13 protein-coding genes, 1 tRNA gene and 1 pseudogene are annotated in these 16648 nt (G+C 65.5%); 7 read left to right on the plus strand and 8 right to left on the minus strand.

The genetic code is table 11. The annotated features are described in order from the left end of the window. A complete protein-coding gene (locus Y900_RS05870) occupies positions 1-633 on the plus strand; it encodes a TetR/AcrR family transcriptional regulator (RefSeq protein WP_036340057.1) in 633 nt (210 codons plus the stop codon). 54 nt (positions 634-687) lie between these two features. Next, positions 688-921, plus strand: a complete 234-nt coding sequence (locus Y900_RS30810) for a hypothetical protein (RefSeq protein WP_081845001.1) — start codon at positions 688-690, stop codon at positions 919-921. Between the two features lie 99 nt (positions 922-1020). Here Y900_RS30810 and Y900_RS05875 read toward each other — a convergent pair whose 3' ends face one another. Both Y900_RS05875 and Y900_RS05880 read right to left on the minus strand, forming a co-directional pair. Further along, on the minus strand, positions 1021-1605 hold the full coding sequence (locus Y900_RS05875; protein WP_237752514.1) for a polyamine aminopropyltransferase: 585 nt from the start codon (positions 1603-1605) through the stop codon (positions 1021-1023). A gap of 310 nt (positions 1606-1915) precedes the next feature. After that, positions 1916-2581, minus strand: a complete 666-nt coding sequence (locus tag Y900_RS05880) for a DsbA family protein (protein ID WP_036340060.1) — start codon at positions 2579-2581, stop codon at positions 1916-1918. 133 nt (positions 2582-2714) lie between these two features. Here Y900_RS05880 and htpG point away from each other — a divergent pair, with 133 nt between their 5' ends. Further along, the gene (htpG, locus tag Y900_RS05885; RefSeq protein ID WP_036345976.1) at positions 2715-4640 is read left to right on the plus strand and encodes a molecular chaperone HtpG; all 1926 of its coding nucleotides are present in this window, start codon (positions 2715-2717) and stop codon (positions 4638-4640) included. A 1-nt stretch (position 4641) separates the two neighbouring features. On the opposite strand, the gene Y900_RS05890 is transcribed toward htpG, so the two are convergent. The 3 genes and pseudogenes from Y900_RS05890 to Y900_RS05900 all read right to left on the minus strand — a co-directional run bounded on the left by Y900_RS05890 (position 4642) and on the right by Y900_RS05900 (position 7082). Continuing rightward, positions 4642-5856 (minus strand): hypothetical protein, encoded by a 1215-nt coding sequence (locus Y900_RS05890; protein ID WP_036340063.1) that lies wholly within the window; start codon positions 5854-5856, stop codon positions 4642-4644. Between the two features lie 387 nt (positions 5857-6243). After that, positions 6244-6857 (minus strand): annotated as a pseudogene (locus Y900_RS33680) (serine/threonine protein kinase); the annotation flags it as partial. 148 nt (positions 6858-7005) lie between these two features. After that, positions 7006-7082 (minus strand) — tRNA-Met (locus tag Y900_RS05900). A 173-nt stretch (positions 7083-7255) separates the two neighbouring features. Between Y900_RS05900 and Y900_RS05905 the strand changes: the two genes are divergently transcribed. Beyond that, the gene (locus Y900_RS05905; RefSeq protein WP_051659913.1) at positions 7256-7885 is read left to right on the plus strand and encodes a hypothetical protein; all 630 of its coding nucleotides are present in this window, start codon (positions 7256-7258) and stop codon (positions 7883-7885) included. On the opposite strand, the gene Y900_RS05910 is transcribed toward Y900_RS05905, so the two are convergent. The 3 genes from Y900_RS05910 to Y900_RS05920 form a co-directional block, all read right to left on the minus strand. After that, positions 7882-8793, minus strand: a complete 912-nt coding sequence (locus tag Y900_RS05910) for a ribonuclease Z (RefSeq protein WP_036340066.1) — start codon at positions 8791-8793, stop codon at positions 7882-7884. The genes Y900_RS05905 and Y900_RS05910 overlap by 4 nt on opposite strands. A gap of 12 nt (positions 8794-8805) precedes the next feature. Further along, positions 8806-11805 carry a UPF0182 family protein gene (locus tag Y900_RS05915; protein WP_036340069.1) on the minus strand — a complete coding sequence of 1000 codons (3000 nt, stop codon included), beginning with the start codon at positions 11803-11805 and terminating at the stop codon, positions 8806-8808. Positions 11806-11908: 103 nt separating this feature from the next. Next, complete coding sequence (locus Y900_RS05920; protein ID WP_036340072.1) at positions 11909-12931, minus strand: YlbL family protein; 1023 nt, start codon at positions 12929-12931, stop codon at positions 11909-11911. Between the two features lie 96 nt (positions 12932-13027). Here Y900_RS05920 and Y900_RS05925 point away from each other — a divergent pair, with 96 nt between their 5' ends. The 3 genes from Y900_RS05925 to Y900_RS05935 are packed head-to-tail and all read left to right on the plus strand — an operon-like array spanning position 13028 to position 16633. Then, positions 13028-14398, plus strand: a complete 1371-nt coding sequence (locus Y900_RS05925) for a zinc-dependent metalloprotease (RefSeq protein ID WP_036340074.1) — start codon at positions 13028-13030, stop codon at positions 14396-14398. Between the two features lie 59 nt (positions 14399-14457). Further along, entirely contained in the window at positions 14458-15264 is an 807-nt protein-coding gene (locus Y900_RS05930) for a TOMM precursor leader peptide-binding protein (protein ID WP_051660327.1), read from the plus strand. Position 15265: 1 nt separating this feature from the next. Next, positions 15266-16633 (plus strand): macrolide-binding ATPase MABP-1, encoded by a 1368-nt coding sequence (locus tag Y900_RS05935; protein ID WP_109751029.1) that lies wholly within the window; start codon positions 15266-15268, stop codon positions 16631-16633. Positions 16634-16648 lie beyond the last annotated feature (15 nt).

The following is a 16648-nucleotide window of genomic DNA, read 5'->3' on the forward strand; positions in this document are numbered from 1 at the left end:
ATGAAGTACAGCGGCCTGCTCGCCAAAGCGGTGCAGCGATTCGGGTCGCCGACAGTGGAGGGCAACGCCGAGAAGATCCTGGACGCGGCTCTGAAGCAATTCGAGCTGTTCGGGATTCGCCGGTCCACGGTGGAGGACATCACCAAGCGTTCTGGGCTGGCGCGGGTGACGCTGTACCGGACGTTTGCGAACAAGGACGCGATCGTCGAGGCCGTGCTGCTGCGGGAACTCGAGCGGTTCCTCTCCGAGTTGGCCGCTGAGGCCAGCAGTTACGACGGAGCAGAAGACAAGCTGGTTGAGGGGTTCGTGTTCACGCTGAACACGTTGCGCGGACATGCCCTTCTGCAGCGGCTGCTCGCGACCGAACCGGAAACGGTCCTGCCGTTCCTGACGACTGAGGGCGACAGCGTCATTCGGACCGCATCATCGTTTCTGGCGCACCAGCTGGCGGTGGCGCTGCCCGATGATCGCCGAACTCAACTCGAGTTGCTCGAGGTCGCCGAGGTGACGGTGCGGATCATCGTGTCGTTCGTGCTGACGCCGTCGCAGAACGTCGCGCTGGGTGACGATGATGCGCTGCGGTCGTTCGCGCGGCGGTATCTGGTGCCCCCGTTGCTGGGGCTGGCGGGTTAGTTCTGTGCGGTGGGCCATGGTTTGGGCGCTTGCGCGGTCGGGAAAAATAAGTGCATGAAATCACTTCGTCGTCGCGCGACGGTCGCCGCCGTCGCAACCGTGTGCATCGCGGCAGCAGCGCCGTTCGGTGTGGGTGTCAGTGCAGCTGACCCGTTGAACTGTGTGAACGGGCAGTTTTGGGACCCGATCACGAATACGTGCCAGACGCCGCGCCAAGCCGAGAACTGCCCGCCGGGTCAGTACTGGAACGCACTGTCCAACGTCTGCCGGCCGCTGGGACAGCTTTAGCCTCAGCCGGGTCAACCGGGAAGCGCGCAACGCGGCCGCAGGTCGAATAACCTGTCGCACAACGGTTTCAACCCTGAGATCCGGTCTGATCGGCGACATCTACCTTGCGACGTAGACCGTGTTGGTCGAGTGCCCGCCGGTCAGCGGGTTGGGAAACCGGATGATAGATGCCTCGAACTGGCCGAAGACTTCGGCGAGGACGCCCTCGAACTCCGCGTCGGGTGGATCATCGGACCACAGCGCGAAGACCCCGCCGGGATGCAGGTGCCCGACGAGCTTTCGCAATCCCGCCGGCGTGTAGAAACCCGCGTGGCTCGGGTGCAGGACATGTCGCGGCGTGTGGTCAATATCGAGGAGCACGGCGTGAAAGCGCCGGCGCGGTGTCTCCGGATCGAAACCGGCCTCGCTGTCGGACATGGCGAAGAAGTCGCCCCGTTGCAGGCGAACCCGCGGATCCGACGCCAGTTCGGCGGAGTCGGGGAGCAACCCACGCTGATGCCAGCCGATGACCTCCCCGAGTGCTTCCACCACGACCAGTGAACGAACGCGGGGATCTTCGATCGCCGTCTGCGCGGTATAGCCGAGCCCCAATCCCCCGACGACGATATCGAGGTCCGCATTGACCGCCTGGGCCAGGCCGAGGCGCGCGAGCGCCACCTCAGCCGCAGTGAACAAGCTCGACATCAGGAACTCGTCGCCGAGCTTGACCTCGTACACATCGACGTTCAGGGACGGCTCGGTCCGTCTGCGCAGGCTGTTACCCCCATGGGGGTCTCGGACCAGTCGAGTTCCTCGAAACGTGCAGTCATGACGCTCCACCGACCCGCCCGTAATGTCGTTCGCCGAGTGCATCTCGGCGAACGAAGCCTACAGATCTTTAAGACGGCGACGTTTTCTTTGGTCAGCGTTAGCCCGACCGGCCAGCAAGGCCCGACCCCCAGTTCGAGCTGCTCGGCGTCACCGAAGTGTTGTTGGGTTGACGGGGTAGGTCGGCTCAGACGGGGAGCTGCGCCAGCCAGTCCGAATCCTCGTCGACGGGTTGGTCATTGATCACGACGCGCGGGACTCCCGGGTCAGGGAATCGGTGCAGGGCATCGAGATTGTTGGCCGCGATCACGTGCGCGTCGAAGCCGATCGGCAGGCCGACTCGAATGAGATCCTGGGCCAACTGAGGCGCGCCGACCCGGTTGGCGATGTCGGCAAGCTGGTCGTTGCTCAGATCGGTGGGGCCACCCTCTTTGGGCTGGGTGTCCTTCGCATAGATCGCCTCGATGAAGTGCCACGTAACGTCACTCGATCGCGATTGGTCGGCCACCACGTATGCGGCGTAGATCGCGCGGCTGTCGTATGCGCCACTGGCGGAGTACTTGTCGAGGAAGTCGACGAACCGGACGTTGACGCGCAGCGTGCCGTCCTCCACCCGCTTGCCGATCTTGTCGCCCTGGGCCCGCATGAATTTGCCGCTGAACGGGCACAGCGGGTCGACGTAGAGATCGATCTGCCCCAGCGCATCGGGGTCGCCAATCGACAGCGCATCGCCGGCCGGCGCCGCTACCGCCGCATGCGCGAGGCCGGTTGGTCCGCACATGATGAGTGCGACCAGCACGCCGAGGACCGCCGCGACGGCCTTGCAGGACTGGCTAGTAGATCTTGCGCGCATTTGGCCATCATGCCGTGCCGCTCTGTCACCAATCCTCGAAGGTCGTGACCCGAGGACTGGCCGACAGCTACCCGTTGCAGGCTAGCTATTATGCCTGCCGACATCAGTTGTCGTCGTGTCGAACGGATTCACCATGACTGAACATGTAGAGCAACTGGAGTTCCAGGCCGAGGCCCGCCAGCTGCTGAATTTGATGGTCCACTCGGTCTACTCCAATAAGGACTCATTCCTGCGAGAGCTGATCTCGAACGCGTCGGACGCTCTGGACAAGCTTCGCCTCGAAGCATTCCGGAACAAGGACCTCGACGTCGACACCTCCGACTTGCACATCGAGATCGACATCGACAAGGCCGCGCGGACGCTGACGATCCGCGACAACGGCATCGGGATGACCCGCAACGAGGTGGTGGGCCTGATCGGCACCCTGGCGAAGTCCGGGACCGCCGAAGTGCGCCAGCAACTCAAGGATGCCCAGAATGCTGCCGCCTCGGAGGAACTGATCGGTCAGTTCGGCATCGGCTTCTACTCGTCGTTCATGGTGGCTGACAAAGTCACGCTGCTGACCCGCAAGGCGGGCGAGAGCTCGGCGACCCGTTGGGAGTCCCGCGGCGAGGGAACCTACACCGTGGCCGGCGTCGACGACGCGCCGCAGGGCACCGCGGTCACCTTGCACCTCAAGCCGGAGGACACCGAGGACGAGCTGCACGACTACACCTCGGAATGGAAGATCCGGTCGCTTGTCAAGCAGTACTCCGACTTCATCTCCTGGCCCATCCGGATGCAGGTCGAGCGCCGCAGCCCGGCCACCGAGGACGGCCGCGAGGAACAGGTCACCATCGAGGCCGAGACAGTCAACTCGATGAAGGCCCTGTGGACGCGCCCCAAAGACGAAGTCTCCCAAGAGGAATACACCGAGTTCTACAAGCACATCGCGCACGCCTGGGACGACCCGCTGGAAGTCATCCCGATGAAGGCGGAAGGCACCTTCGAGTACCAGGCGCTGTTGTTCATCCCGTCGCATGCGCCGTTCGATCTGTTCCAGCAGGACGCGCGGGTGGGTGTACAGCTGTACGTCCGGCGGGTGTTCATCATGGCCGATTGCGAGGAGTTGCTGCCGCCGTACCTGCGGTTCGTCAAGGGTGTCGTCGACGCGGCGGACATGTCGCTCAACGTTTCTCGCGAGATCCTGCAGCAGGATCGTCAGATCAAGGCGATCCGCCGACGGCTTACCAAGCGGGTGCTGTCGACGATTGCTGACATGCAGAAAGAGCGACCTGCGGACTACCGCACGTTCTGGGTGCAGTTCGGCCGGGTCCTCAAAGAGGGCCTGCTGTCCGACGCCGACAACAAGGACATGCTGTTGGCGGTGTCGTCGTTCGCCTCGACGCACAGCGACGAGGAACCCACCACGCTGGCGCAGTATGTCGAGCGCATGAAGGACGGTCAGGACCAGATCTTCTACGCCGCTGGCGAATCGCGCCAGCAACTGCTGAGTTCACCGCATCTCGAGGCGTTCAAGGCCAACGGTTATGAGGTGCTGCTGCTCACCGATCCGGTCGATGAGGTCTGGGTGGACATGGTCCCCGAGTTCGACGGCAAGCGGCTGCAGTCGGTGGCCAAGGGCGAGGTGGACCTGTCCGCCGAGGAAGAAACCAGCGAGGCCGAGCGTTCCCAGTTGGAGCAGGAGTTCGCCGGTCTGCTCGAGTGGCTGAAGGAGACGTTGTCCGATCACGTCAAAGAGGTGCGGCTGTCGACCCGTCTGACAGAGTCGCCGGCGTGTCTGATCACCGACAGCTTCGGCATCACGCCGGCGCTCGCGCGCATGCTGGCGGCCTCTGGGCAGACGGTTCCTTCCGAAAAGCGCATCCTTGAACTCAATCCGGGCCATCCGTTGATCGCGGGCTTGCGTGACGCGTTTGCTAGCCGTGGGGGCGATCCCGGCCTGACCGAAACAGCAGAGTTGCTCTACGGGACAGCGCTTCTCGCCGAAGGCGGCACGCTGGATGATCCCGCGAAGTTTGCGGGGCTGCTGGCGGAGCGGCTGGCGCGGACGATCTAGACTACGCCGCCGTGGCAGCTGCGCCGGGCTTCGGAATCTTATCCAGTAACGTCGAGAGCCAGCCCAGCGCGCACCCGGCCAGGAGGAGCACCGCCAACATCACGGTTCCTGGAATCACATCGGGGACAAGCAGATTGAATCCGAAGATGATCAGCAGACCGTACGTGATGGCGCTGACGATGACGATCCGCCACAGAAATCGTCTGCTCGACCCAGGCGGGAGTGCGCGTGCCCGGCGGGCTGCCCCGACGAGGTGCACCGAGCCGAATCCCGCGGTGAGCAGGTTGCTGACCCCGATGGCGGCGCCCAGCGCGCCGTCAATCAGGCCGGGAAGGATGCTGGCGACCATCGCGGCTGACGCCATCACCATCCCGAGAATCGCCAGCGGCCATGATGGCACGAAATCCCGAATGGGTGTGCTGCCCACCAGCATCACCTGCATGGCAGTGATGAAGACGAACTCCACACTGGCCCGTGATCCCTCGTACGGCGCGATCCGCATGACGGCCAGGACCACCATGACGGCCATGAACACCATGGTGACCGCAAGCAACAGCATCAGTTGACTGCGCATGGACATCTTCATGCGGCCCAGTAGAAGATGGGAAGCTGAGTACGGTACGGCTCCCGGCACCGCCGGTCCGAGTCGCACCGCCAGACCGCCGAGCACGAGTTGACATATCCCGAGCAGGACAAGCTCCGGTACCAGCAGCCAATCAGGCCAGTGGAACACGATCTGTAGGCCGATCAGCAGACAGAGCACATGCATCAGTACGTAGGGGACGCGAAAGCTAATTGGTACCGCCGAGGCACTTCGACGCAGACGCACCAGGAACATTGGCAGCCGGATTAGGCCGAGGGCCAACAGCATTGCGGCGAGCACATAGCGCATGGCGCGGTGCAGGGTCCCGGGTGAAACGAAGGCTACCGACCCGAATAGGACCAGAGCCAAACCGATGACGAACAGCAGCCGGGACTCACCGAAGCTGCCCACCGGCGTCATACCGAGGAATCCGATCATGATGGCGAAGGCGATGACGAACATCGCGTTGGTCGCGCCGTTGTCGGATCGCAGTGAGCCGTTGAGGATCGGGATCAGCAGCACGCCGTAGATGAGGTTGAAGCAACCGAAGAGGATGAGGAACAAGGCGTTGACGGGCAGACCGCCGTCGGATTCAAAAGGGGCGTCGGTCCGACTCTGATCAGTGGCGGCCAATGTGGTCTCCCGGCTTCTGCGGTTCCTCGTTTGGTGCGAGTGGTAACGCTACCTAGCCTCCATTTAGTCGCCACCGGGCGCGAGAGAATGTGATGGCTGGAATCGCGTGGGGCATACCGCACCGATACGGTCGATCGAGGTGTCTGACGATGCGCCCAGGCAACGAGCGATGCCGAGTACGAGTCGTGAATCGCCCTGGTTTCCTGGCTCGCGGGCCGGCCGGGAGGTCGGCCTATCGCAGGGTTGGACCTTGCGTTTACGCAGGCAGCATTTCAGCCAGCCCCCAGAGCATGAGTCTGATCCTGGTCGTGCCCGACGGCCACCGCACACCGTTCGAGCTGCTCGAGGTGGCCAAAGTGTTATTGGGGTTGACGGGCCAGGCGAGTCTCAGGCGGATAGCTGGGTCTGCCAGTTCGAGTCCTCGTCGACCGGGCCGGTCGTTGATGATGACCAGCGGAACTCCGGGCTTGGGAAATTGGTGCAGGACAACAAGACTGTTGGCCGCGATGAGATGCCAGTCGAATCCGATCGGTAGGCCGATCCGGCTGAGATCTTAGGCCAGTTAGGGCCCACCGACCATATTCGCTACGTCGGCAAGCTGGTCATTGCTCAGGGCCGTTGCCCCGCCTTCCTTGGGCTGAAGCTCTTTCGAATAGATCGCCTCGATGGAGCGCCGCGTGACGTCACTCGATCGCGATTGATCGGCGACCACGTAGGTCGCGTAGATCGTCGGCTGTCGTCCGTGCCACTGGCGGAGTGCTTGTCGCGAAAGTTCACGAACCGCACTTTGATGCGCCGTGTTCCAGCATCTATGCGTTTGCCGATCTCGTCGCCGTAAGACCGCACCATCTTTCCGCTGTACGGGCACAGCGCATCCACGCAGAGATCGATCTGCCCCAGAGCGTCGGGATCGCCTATCGGAAGCGCATCGCCAGCTGGTGCCGCCACGGCCGCGTGTGCGACCCGCCGGTCGGTCCGAAGATGAATAACACTGCCAGCAGGGCCGGACCGCACCGACAGCTCGTAGCGCGCGGTTTGTTGATCATATGCGCTCATGGCCCCATCATTCGTTCGGCCGGGGCCGCCGTGGGTCGGGCTCAGATCCACATGAAAATGGCCCTCAGAGAGGTCTCTGAGGGCCATTTTCGCTGGTAGCGGGGACAGGATTCGAACCTGCGACCTCTGGGTTATGAGCCCAGCGAGCTACCGAGCTGCTCCACCCCGCGTCGGTGAACGCAACGTTACCCAACGTCGACAGTGCTTCCAAATCGGGTGCTCAGAGGCACATTCGTTGCCCTCGGAACGATGTCGGGGAACGCTGAGCCCGTCGTCACGAGTTCGTCACACGCCCCCCGTATTCACTTGCGTCTCAGACCAGAACTCGACACCCTCGTTGGAGATGAAACGAAAACACGCCCGCTGCGTCGCCGCGGCCGCGATGGTCGCCGCGGTCGCCCTCGGTACGACAGCCTGTGACCACGAATCCGGCCTGGACACAAGCAAACCCGCCGCGTCGGTGCCCGCTTTGCCGGGTGTCACCACGACCACGAGCACCAAGCCCAAGGCCGCCGCGGTCGACTACACCCGCCTGCTGCTGCAGGCCGGCGACATCTCCGCCACCGGCGACGCCTACGTCGACCAGCCGCCGACCCCCAACCCCGACAGCCGCCCCGGCGCCGAGGTGCTGTTCGTCAACGAGGAGCAGACCAAGGCCGTCAGCATCCTGCTCGTCGCGCTCGACAACCCCGCCTCGGGACCGTCGGCCCTCGCCGAGGCCCAGGCCAGCCTGCAGAAGGCCGTCACCCCCGGCCCGCCGCAGCCCTCGATCGTCGGCACCGGTGGCACCGTGGTCGCCGGGAACTCCCCCGACGGCAAGAAGTCGGTGAGCGTCCTGCTCTTCACTGAGGGCTCCACCCTGGCCCGCATCGAGTTCGACGGCCTGCCCGGCCAGCCCGCCGCGGCCGACTTCGTCACCAACGTCGGCCAGAAGCAGGCCATCGCCCTGCGCGTCGGTCTGCCCACGCCCTAACGGCGCGCAGGCACCGGCACGCGCATCAGATCCTCCGCCACCACCAGTTCGCCGGAGAACACCGCGCCGGCCTCCTCGGCGTACCGCGCAGCGGCGTCGACGTAGCGCTGTGAGAAGTGCGTCAGCACCAGTGTGCGCGCCCCACACTCCGATGCCACCGAGGCCGCCTGCCGCGCCGTCAGGTGCCCGTACCGGTGCGCCAGATCCTCGTCCTCAGTCAGGAACGTCGCCTCGATCACCAACATGTCGGCGCCGTCGGCCAACGCGTACACCCCGTCGCAGAGGCGGGTGTCCATCACGAACGCGAACCGCTGCCCTGGTCGCGACTCACTGACGTCGGCGACATCGACCACCCGGTCCCCCACCCGCAGCGTTCCGGCGCGTTCCAACTCACCCACCGACGGCCCGCTGATCCCGAAGCGGGACAACAACTCCGGGATGAACCGCCGACCGTCCGGCTCGACCAGCCGGTAGCCGAACACGTCGGTCGAATGCTCCAGCGCAGCAGCTTCGAGCACGCCGAACGGGCCCATCGCAACAACTCCGTCGGCCGACACCGGCTGCTCGCGCACCTCCACACGGTCGTAGAACACCGAGGCATGCCGCAACCGGTCGAAGTATTCGCGGCCCGATGCCGGAAAGTGCGCAACCAGAGGGTGATCCACCTGATCGAGTGACGCCCTCTGGATGATGCCGGGCACACCAAGACAGTGGTCGCCGTGGAAATGCGTGAGGCACAACCGGTTCACCGCACTGACGGGCACACCGGCCAGCATCATCTGGCGCTGGGTGCCCTCGCCGGGATCGAAGAGGATGCCCTCGTCGTCCCAGCGCAGCAGGTAACCGTTGTGGTTGCGGTAGCGCGTCGGCACCTGACTGGCGGTGCCGAGCGCTACCAACTCACGCATACCGCACCGTCGCTACTTGGCCGCCTCGTACTTCTTCATCGCATCGTCGAGGCGTTGCAACGCATCACCGTAATCGGCGAAGTTGCCGTTCTTTTGGGCTTCCTGCACCGCGCCCAGCGCCGTCTCGACGTCGTTCAGCGCCGCGGACTTGGACGGTGACAAGGTCGTCGGGACACCCGGCGTTGCCGGTACCCCCGCCACCGGCGTCGGCACCTCAGGCGCGCTGCCCGGCGCCGGTGCTGGAGCAGCAGGCGGGCGGGAGCCCGGTGGCTGACCGCCCGGTGGACTGGCCGGGGCCGGACCTGTCGCTGTCGCGCCCGCGCCGGCACCGAAGATCCCGTCCAGCGCGGTACTGACCGTCGGGCCGTAGCCGACCTTGTCGTTGTACATCATCGCCACCCGGATCAAGCGCGGATACGACGACGCGGCATCACTGGTGCCCGGCGAGGCATACACCGGCGACACGTAGATCAGGCCGCCCTGCCCGACCGGCAGGGTCAGCAGATTGCCCCACCGTATTCGGTTCTGATTGTCGCGGCCGATCACGCCGAGGTCCTGGCTGACCGCCGTATCGGTACTGATCGCGTTGAACGCCAGCTTTGGACCGTTGACCTGACCCGGAATGGTCAGCACCGTGATGCGGCCGTACGTGTCGGGGTCGGAACTGGCGCTGATGTAGGCGGCCAGGAAGTCCCGCCGGAACCGGTTCATCGCGCTGGTCAACTGGAACGATGCCGTATCGGTATTGCGAGCAAGGTCTTTGGCGACGATGTAGTACGGCGGCTGGTAGCTGCTGGCGGTCGGGTTGGGGTCCAGCGGCACGTCCCAGAAATCCGAGGTGGAGAAGAACGTCACCGGGTCGTCGACGTGGTACTTGGCCAGCAGCATGCGCTGAACCTTGAACAGGTCCTCCGGATAGCGAAGGTGCGCAGCCAGATCCGGTGATATGTCGCTCTTCGGTTTCACCGTGCCCGGGAAAACCGCCATCCACGCCTTCAGCACCGGGTCGCTCTCGTCCTGGGCGTAAAGCGTCACGGTGCCGTCGTAGGCGTCGACGGTGGCCTTGACCGAGTTGCGGATGTAGGACACCTGCTTGTCCGGGGCCAACCGGTTGACGGCCACCTCGTTGGAGTCGGCGGTGGCCGACGACAGGGAGGTCAACTCCGAGTACGGGTAGTTGTCCAAGGTGGTGTAGCCGTCGATGACCCACACCATCCTCTTGTTGACGATAGCCGGGTAGACCGTGCTGTCGGTGGTCAGCCACGGCGCCACCGCTTCCACCCGCTGCGCGGGGTCGCGGTTGAACAGGATCTTGCTGTTGTTGCCAATCACGTTGGAGAACAGGAAGTTCCGCTCGGCGAACTTGGCGGCGAACACGCTGCGCGCCAGCCAGTTGCCGATCGGCACACCGCCGGCGCCGGTGTAGGTGTAGTTCTTGGTCTCGGTGTTCGTCTCGTAGTCGTACTCGCGGTCGGCGCCGTTCTTGCCGACGATCGCGTAGTCGGCGGAGGTATTGGAGATGACCGGACCGAAGTACACCCGCGGCTGATCCAGCGGGGCCGGGCCGGGCGAGACGACGTTGCCGTTGGCCCCGACCACGCTGGCGAGGAACTCCGGATAACCGCCATTCTGGTTGGGGTCGTTGGCGATTCCGCGCACGGTGTTGGCCGGCGAGGCGATGAACCCATTGCCGTGGGTGTAGACGGTGTGCCGGTTGATCCAGTCCCGCTGGTTGTCCTGCAACCGGTCCGGATTGAGTTCCCGGGCGGCCACGACATAGTCGCGCAGCTGTCCATCAGGACCCTGATAGCGGTCGATCGAGAGCTGGTCGGGGAAGTAGTAGAAGTTCTTGCCCTGCTGGAACTGGGTGAACGCCGGGCTGATGATCGTGGGATCCAGCACCCGGATGTTGGAGGTGGTCGCCCGGTCGGAGGCCACCTGCTGCGCGGTGGTCGGCGCGGTGCCGCTGTAATCCCGGTACGTCACATGGTCGCTGGTCAGCCCATACGCCTGCCGGGTCGCGGCGATGCTGCGACTGATGTATTCGCTTTCCTTCTGCGCGGCATTGGGTTTGACGCTGATCTGCTCGACGACCAGCGGCCAGCCCGCCCCGACGATCAGCGAGCTCAGCAGCAACAGCACCAAGCCGATCGCGGGGATTCGCAGATCGCGCAGCACAAGGGCGGAGAACACCGCGGCCGCGCAAATCAGCGCGATGGCCAGCAGGATCAGCTTGGCGGGCAGCACGGCGTTGATGTCGGTGTAACCGGCGCCGGTGAACGGCTTACCGCCGCGGGTGTGGCTGAGCAGTTCGTAGCGGTCCAACCAGTAGGCGAAAGCCTTGAGCAACACCAGCGTCCCGATCAGGGCCACCAGCTGGATGCGGGCGGGGCGGCTCAGGACGCCGCTGCGGCCGGCCAACCGGATCCCGCCGAAGATGTAGTGACCGATCAGGTTGGCCAGGAACGCCAGGAACAGCGCGACGAACAGGTAAGACAGCACCAGCCGGTAGAACGGCAGATCGAACGCATAGAACCCGAGGTCCTTGCCGAACTGCGGGTCGGTGATTCCGAAGTCACCGCCGTGCAGGAACAACTGCACCCGGGCCCAATAGCTCTGCGCCACCGCCCCGGACAGCACACCGATGACAACGGGAATCCCGAAGCCGAACAGCCGAAGCCGGGCCATCACCGCGGTCCGGTAGCGCGCCACCGGATCGTTCGGCCCGACCGTCGGCACGAACACCGGCCGGGTGCGGTAGGCCAACGCCAATCCGGCGAATACGATCGCGCCCACCGCCAGGGCGACCACCAGGAACACCACGACGCGGGTGACCAGCACAGTGGTGAACACCGAGCGGTAGCCCAGCTCGCCGAACCACAACCAGTCCACATAGGTGTCGACCAATCGTGGACCCACCAGCAACAGCACGACGACCGTGAGCGCAATACCGATCAGAATCCGGCTGCGCCGAGTCAGCTTCGGCATCCTGGCGCCGGGCCGCATACTCACCTGTCAGGCTCCTGAGTCTTGTCGGGCGGCCGCGCCGCGCCGAGGCAGCAGTACGGCCACAACTCTACGCATCGCAAGAACGATGCGGTCCTGGAGCAATGAGCTAGCAGCTGGGCGGACGCCCACCGGAGGTCAACGTGTGCAGCGAATCGACCGCGCTGCTCAACGTGTCGACCTTCACCAATTCCATCCCGTCGTCATGCATGGACTTGGCCTCATCGCAGTTCTCGGCGGGCACCAGGAACACGCTCGCGCCGGCTTCCTGAGCAGCCAGCATCTTGTGGGTGATGCCGCCGATCGGGCCCACCTTGCCGTCTGCGCTGATCGTTCCGGTGCCGGCGATGAACTTCGATCCGTTCAGGTCGCCGGTGGTCAGCTTGTCGATGACGGCGAGGCTGAACATCAATCCGGCGGACGGGCCGCCGATGTTGGCCAGGTTGAAATCGATCTTGAACGGCGCCCACGGCGCGTCGAGCACCGCCACCCCGAGATAGCCGTAGTCGCGATCTTGGTTGTGGCCCAAGGTGATTCGCGCGACGCCCGGCGGCCCGTTCTTGCGGCGGTAGTCGATCGCGATTTCCTGGCCGGGCTTGGTGGCCTTCAGCAGCGCGGTGAACTCGGCGATGTTCGCTACCGGCTTACCGTCGACGCTGTCGATCGCGTCGCCGTCCTGCAGCTTGCCTGCCGACGGCCCTGGATCGTTGACCTTCTCCACCCGCACCGCCGAGGGGTATTTCAGGTATCCCAGCGCCGCGTACTCCGCGCTGTCCTCGGACCGCTTGAAGTCGGCGTCCTGGTCCTTCTCGACGTCTTCGCGCGACTTGTCCGGCGGGAACACCAGGTCCCGCGGAACCAGCTGCTCGCGACCCGACACCCACAAGGTCAGCGCCTGCCCCAGTGTCAGGCCGTCGCGCTGGGCGACGGTGGTCATGTTCAGGTGCCCCGAGGTGGGATGGGTTTCGGTGCCGTCGATGGCCACCACCTGCTTGCCGTCGACTTCACCGAGCGTGTTGAACGTCGGGCCCGGGCCCAGCGACACATAGGGCACCGTCACGACCGCCAGCAGCACGCCGAAGACGACGATCGGCACGAGCGCCGTCAGCAGCGTCAGAATCCGCCTGTTCACGCCGCCAAGAGTAGACGGAGCCCCTGGCCGCCCCGGTTCACTGACAGCGTGATCGCCGGTTACGCGCCCGCGACCCAGCATGAGTACGGTTGAGACATGCCTGACCTGCCCTTCGGCTTCTCCGCGGGAGACGACCCCGACGGCGACAAGCCGAAAAAGGATCCGAACCCCGGCCCCGGTGACCCGTTCGGCTTCGCCGGCGGCGACTTCAACATGGCCGACCTCGGTCAGATCTTCACCAAGCTCGGCCAGATGTTCAGCGGCGCCGGCAACCCAATGGCGGGCGGTTCGGGACCGGTCAACTACGACGTGGCCCGCCAGCTCGCGTCGAGTTCGATCGGCTTCGTCGCGCCCATCCCGTCAGCCACCAGCACCGCCGTCGCCGACGCCGTGCACCTGGCCGACACCTGGCTGGACGGGGCGACCGCGCTGCCCGCCGGCGCGACCAAAGCCGTCGCGTGGACCCCCAACGACTGGGTCGACGGCACACTGGACCGCTGGAAGCGACTGTGCGACCCGATGGCCGAGCAGATCTCGTCGGTATGGGCGCAGTCCTTGCCTGAGGAAGCCAAGGCGATGGCCGGTCCCCTGATGGCGATGATGACCCAGATGGGCGGAATGGCTTTCGGTTCGCAGCTGGGTCAGGCGCTCGGGAAGCTGTCGCGCGAGGTGTTGACGTCCACCGACATCGGACTGCCGCTGGGACCGACCGGCGTCGCCGCCCTGCTGCCGGAGGCCATCGAGACGCTGTCCGAGGGCCTCGAGCAGCCGCGCAGCGAGATCATGACGTTCCTGGCCGCCCGCGAGGCGGCTCATCATCGGCTGTTCAGCCATGTCCCGTGGCTCTCCAGTCAGCTGCTCAACGCCGTCGAGGCCTACGCCAAGGGCATGAAGATCGACATGAGCGGCCTCGAGGAGTTGGCGCAGGGCATCAACCCGGCCGCACTGACCGACCCGGCCGCCATGGAACAGCTGCTCAGCCAGGGCATGTTCGAACCGAAGGCCACCCCGGAGCAGACCGCGGCGCTCGAGCGGCTGGAGACCATGCTGGCTCTGATCGAGGGCTGGGTGCAGACCGTGGTCACCGCTGCGCTCGGTGAGCGCATTCCCGGCACCGCCGCGCTCTCGGAGATGCTGCGACGCCGCCGGGCCACCGCCGGACCTGCAGAACAGACCTTCGCGACGCTGGTCGGACTGGAACTGCGGCCTCGCAAGATGCGGGAGGCCGCGGCGCTGTGGGAGCGGCTCACCGACGCCGTCGGCATCGACGCGCGCGACGCCGTCTGGCAGCACCCGGATCTGCTGCCCAGCTCCGCCGACCTCGACGAGCCGGCCGGCTTCATCGACCGGATCATCGGCGGCGACACCAGCGGCGTGGACATCGACGCCGCGATCGAGGAATTCCAGAAGGCAACGGAGTCCGAAGAGGACGACAAGAAGCCCGGCGACGGGCCTGTGGATAGCTGAGCCGCGCGGCACCCTCGTGGTGTCAGAGTCGGCAGGTGCTCTATGCGCTCGACCCCGCGATGCCGGTGCTGTTGCGACCCGACGACGCGGTGCAGGTCGGTTGGGATCCCCGACGCGCCGTGCTGGTTCGCCCGCCTGATGGTGTGACGCCGGCCGCGCTGGCCAGCCTGCTGCGCGGCATGCAGGTTCCGCTCGGCAAATCCGAACTGCGGCGACTGGCCGCCACGCACGGACTCGCCGACACCCTCGACCAACTGTTGGACGCGCTGGAAACCAGCGGCGTCGTCCGCGGCCGGGCCCGCCCCACCGCTGCGCGCGCACTGTCGATCCGGGTGCACGGCAGCGGCCCCCTCGCCGATCTGCTGGTCGAGGCACTGCGCTGTTCCGGGGCGCGGATCGCGCAGACCAGCCACACTGGCGCCGCGCTGTCGACGGCCCGCGCCGACATGGTCGTGCTGACCGATTACCTGGTGGCCGATCCCCGGCTGGTGCGTGACCTGCACACCGTCGGGGTCCCACACCTGCCGGTACGGGTACGCGACGGCGCCGGGCTGGTCGGCCCGCTGGTGATCCCCGGGGTGACGAGCTGTCTGGCGTGCGCCGACCTGCATCGCACCGACCGGGACGGCGCCTGGCCCGCGGTAGCCGCTCAGCTACGGGACGTGATCGGCACCGCCGACCGTCCGACCGTTCTAGCAACCGCCGCAGTCGCGCTCGGCCAGTTGCAGCGCATCATCACAGCGGTGCGCGGACAAGAAGCCGCCGGCGCTCCCCCGACGACACTGAACACCACCCTGCAGGTCGATGTGAGTAATAACACGATCACGGCTCGCCGCTGGTCACGGCATCCACGCTGCGAATGCTGACATCCATGGTTGCCAGGAGACCGCCGTCAGGGATGATGGTCTGGTGGCAGACATCAAGCGAGGCCGCGCGGCCCGCAACGTCAAGCTGGCGACCATCCCGGTCGGCTTTGCCGGCAGGGCGGCGCTGGGCTTGGGCAAACGACTGACCGGTAAGTCGAAAGACGAGGTCCAGGCCGAGCTATTGGAAAAGGCTGCCAACCAGTTGTTCACCGTGCTCGGTGAACTCAAGGGCGGAGCCATGAAGGTCGGCCAGGCGCTGTCGGTGATGGAAGCCGCCATCCCGCCGGAGTTCGGCGAGCCCTACCGCGAGGCCCTGACCAAGCTCCAGAAGGACGCTCCGCCACTGCCGGCGGCGAAGGTGCATCGCGTGCTCGACGGCCAGCTCGGCACCAAGTGGCGTGAGCGCTTCCAGTCTTTCGATGACACCCCGGTCGCGTCGGCCAGCATCGGCCAGGTGCACAAGGGGGTGTGGTCGGACGGTCGCGAGGTGGCGGTCAAGATCCAGTACCCGGGCGCCGACGAGGCACTGCGCGCCGACCTGAAGACCATGCAACGCCTGGTCAGTGTGTTCAAACAGCTCGCGCCGGGCGCCGATGTGGAGGGCGTGGTCGACGAGCTCATCGAACGCACCGAGATGGAGCTGGACTACCGGCTCGAGGCCGATAACCAGCGCGCATTCGCGAAGGCCTACCAAGGCCATCCGCATTTCGTTGTGCCGCACGTGGTCGCCAGCTCGCCGAAGGTGATGATCTCCGAGTGGATCGACGGCACCCCGATGGCGCAGATCATCCGGGATGGCACGCCCGACGAGCGCGACCTCTGTGGCACAAGGCTTATCGAGCTGACCTTCGACGCACCGGCACGGCTCGGCATGATCCACGGCGACGCGCATCCCGGAAACTTCATGATGCTGCCTGACGGCCGGATGGGCGTCATCGACTTCGGTGCGGTCGGCCCGCTGCCGGATGGACTGCCCGTCGAGATCGGTCAGATCATCTGTCTGGCCCGCGACAAGAAGTACGACGAACTGCTGCCCGCGATGGAACGCGTCGGCTTCATCCAAAAGGGTGAGCAGGTGTCGGTGCGCGAAATCGACGACATGCTGCGCCAGTACGTCGAGCCCATCGAGGTCGACGTCTTCCACTACACCCGCCGGTGGCTGCAGAGGATGGCAGCGGCGAATATGAATGTCTCAGCGGAGCAGATCAGGACCGCCCGGGCGATGGACCTGCCTGCCAAACTGGCGATCCCACTGCGGGTGATCGCGTCGACCGTGGCGATCTCGTGTCAGCTCGACGCCCATGTTCCGACTCGTGAGCTGGCGGCAAAGTTCGTGCCAGGATTCGTCGAGCCCGAGCCGGCGCACTAGCCGGCTCGGACCCGA

This window comes from Mycolicibacterium aromaticivorans JS19b1 = JCM 16368 (assembly GCF_000559085.1).
Lineage (GTDB): Bacteria > Actinomycetota > Actinomycetes > Mycobacteriales > Mycobacteriaceae > Mycobacterium > Mycobacterium aromaticivorans.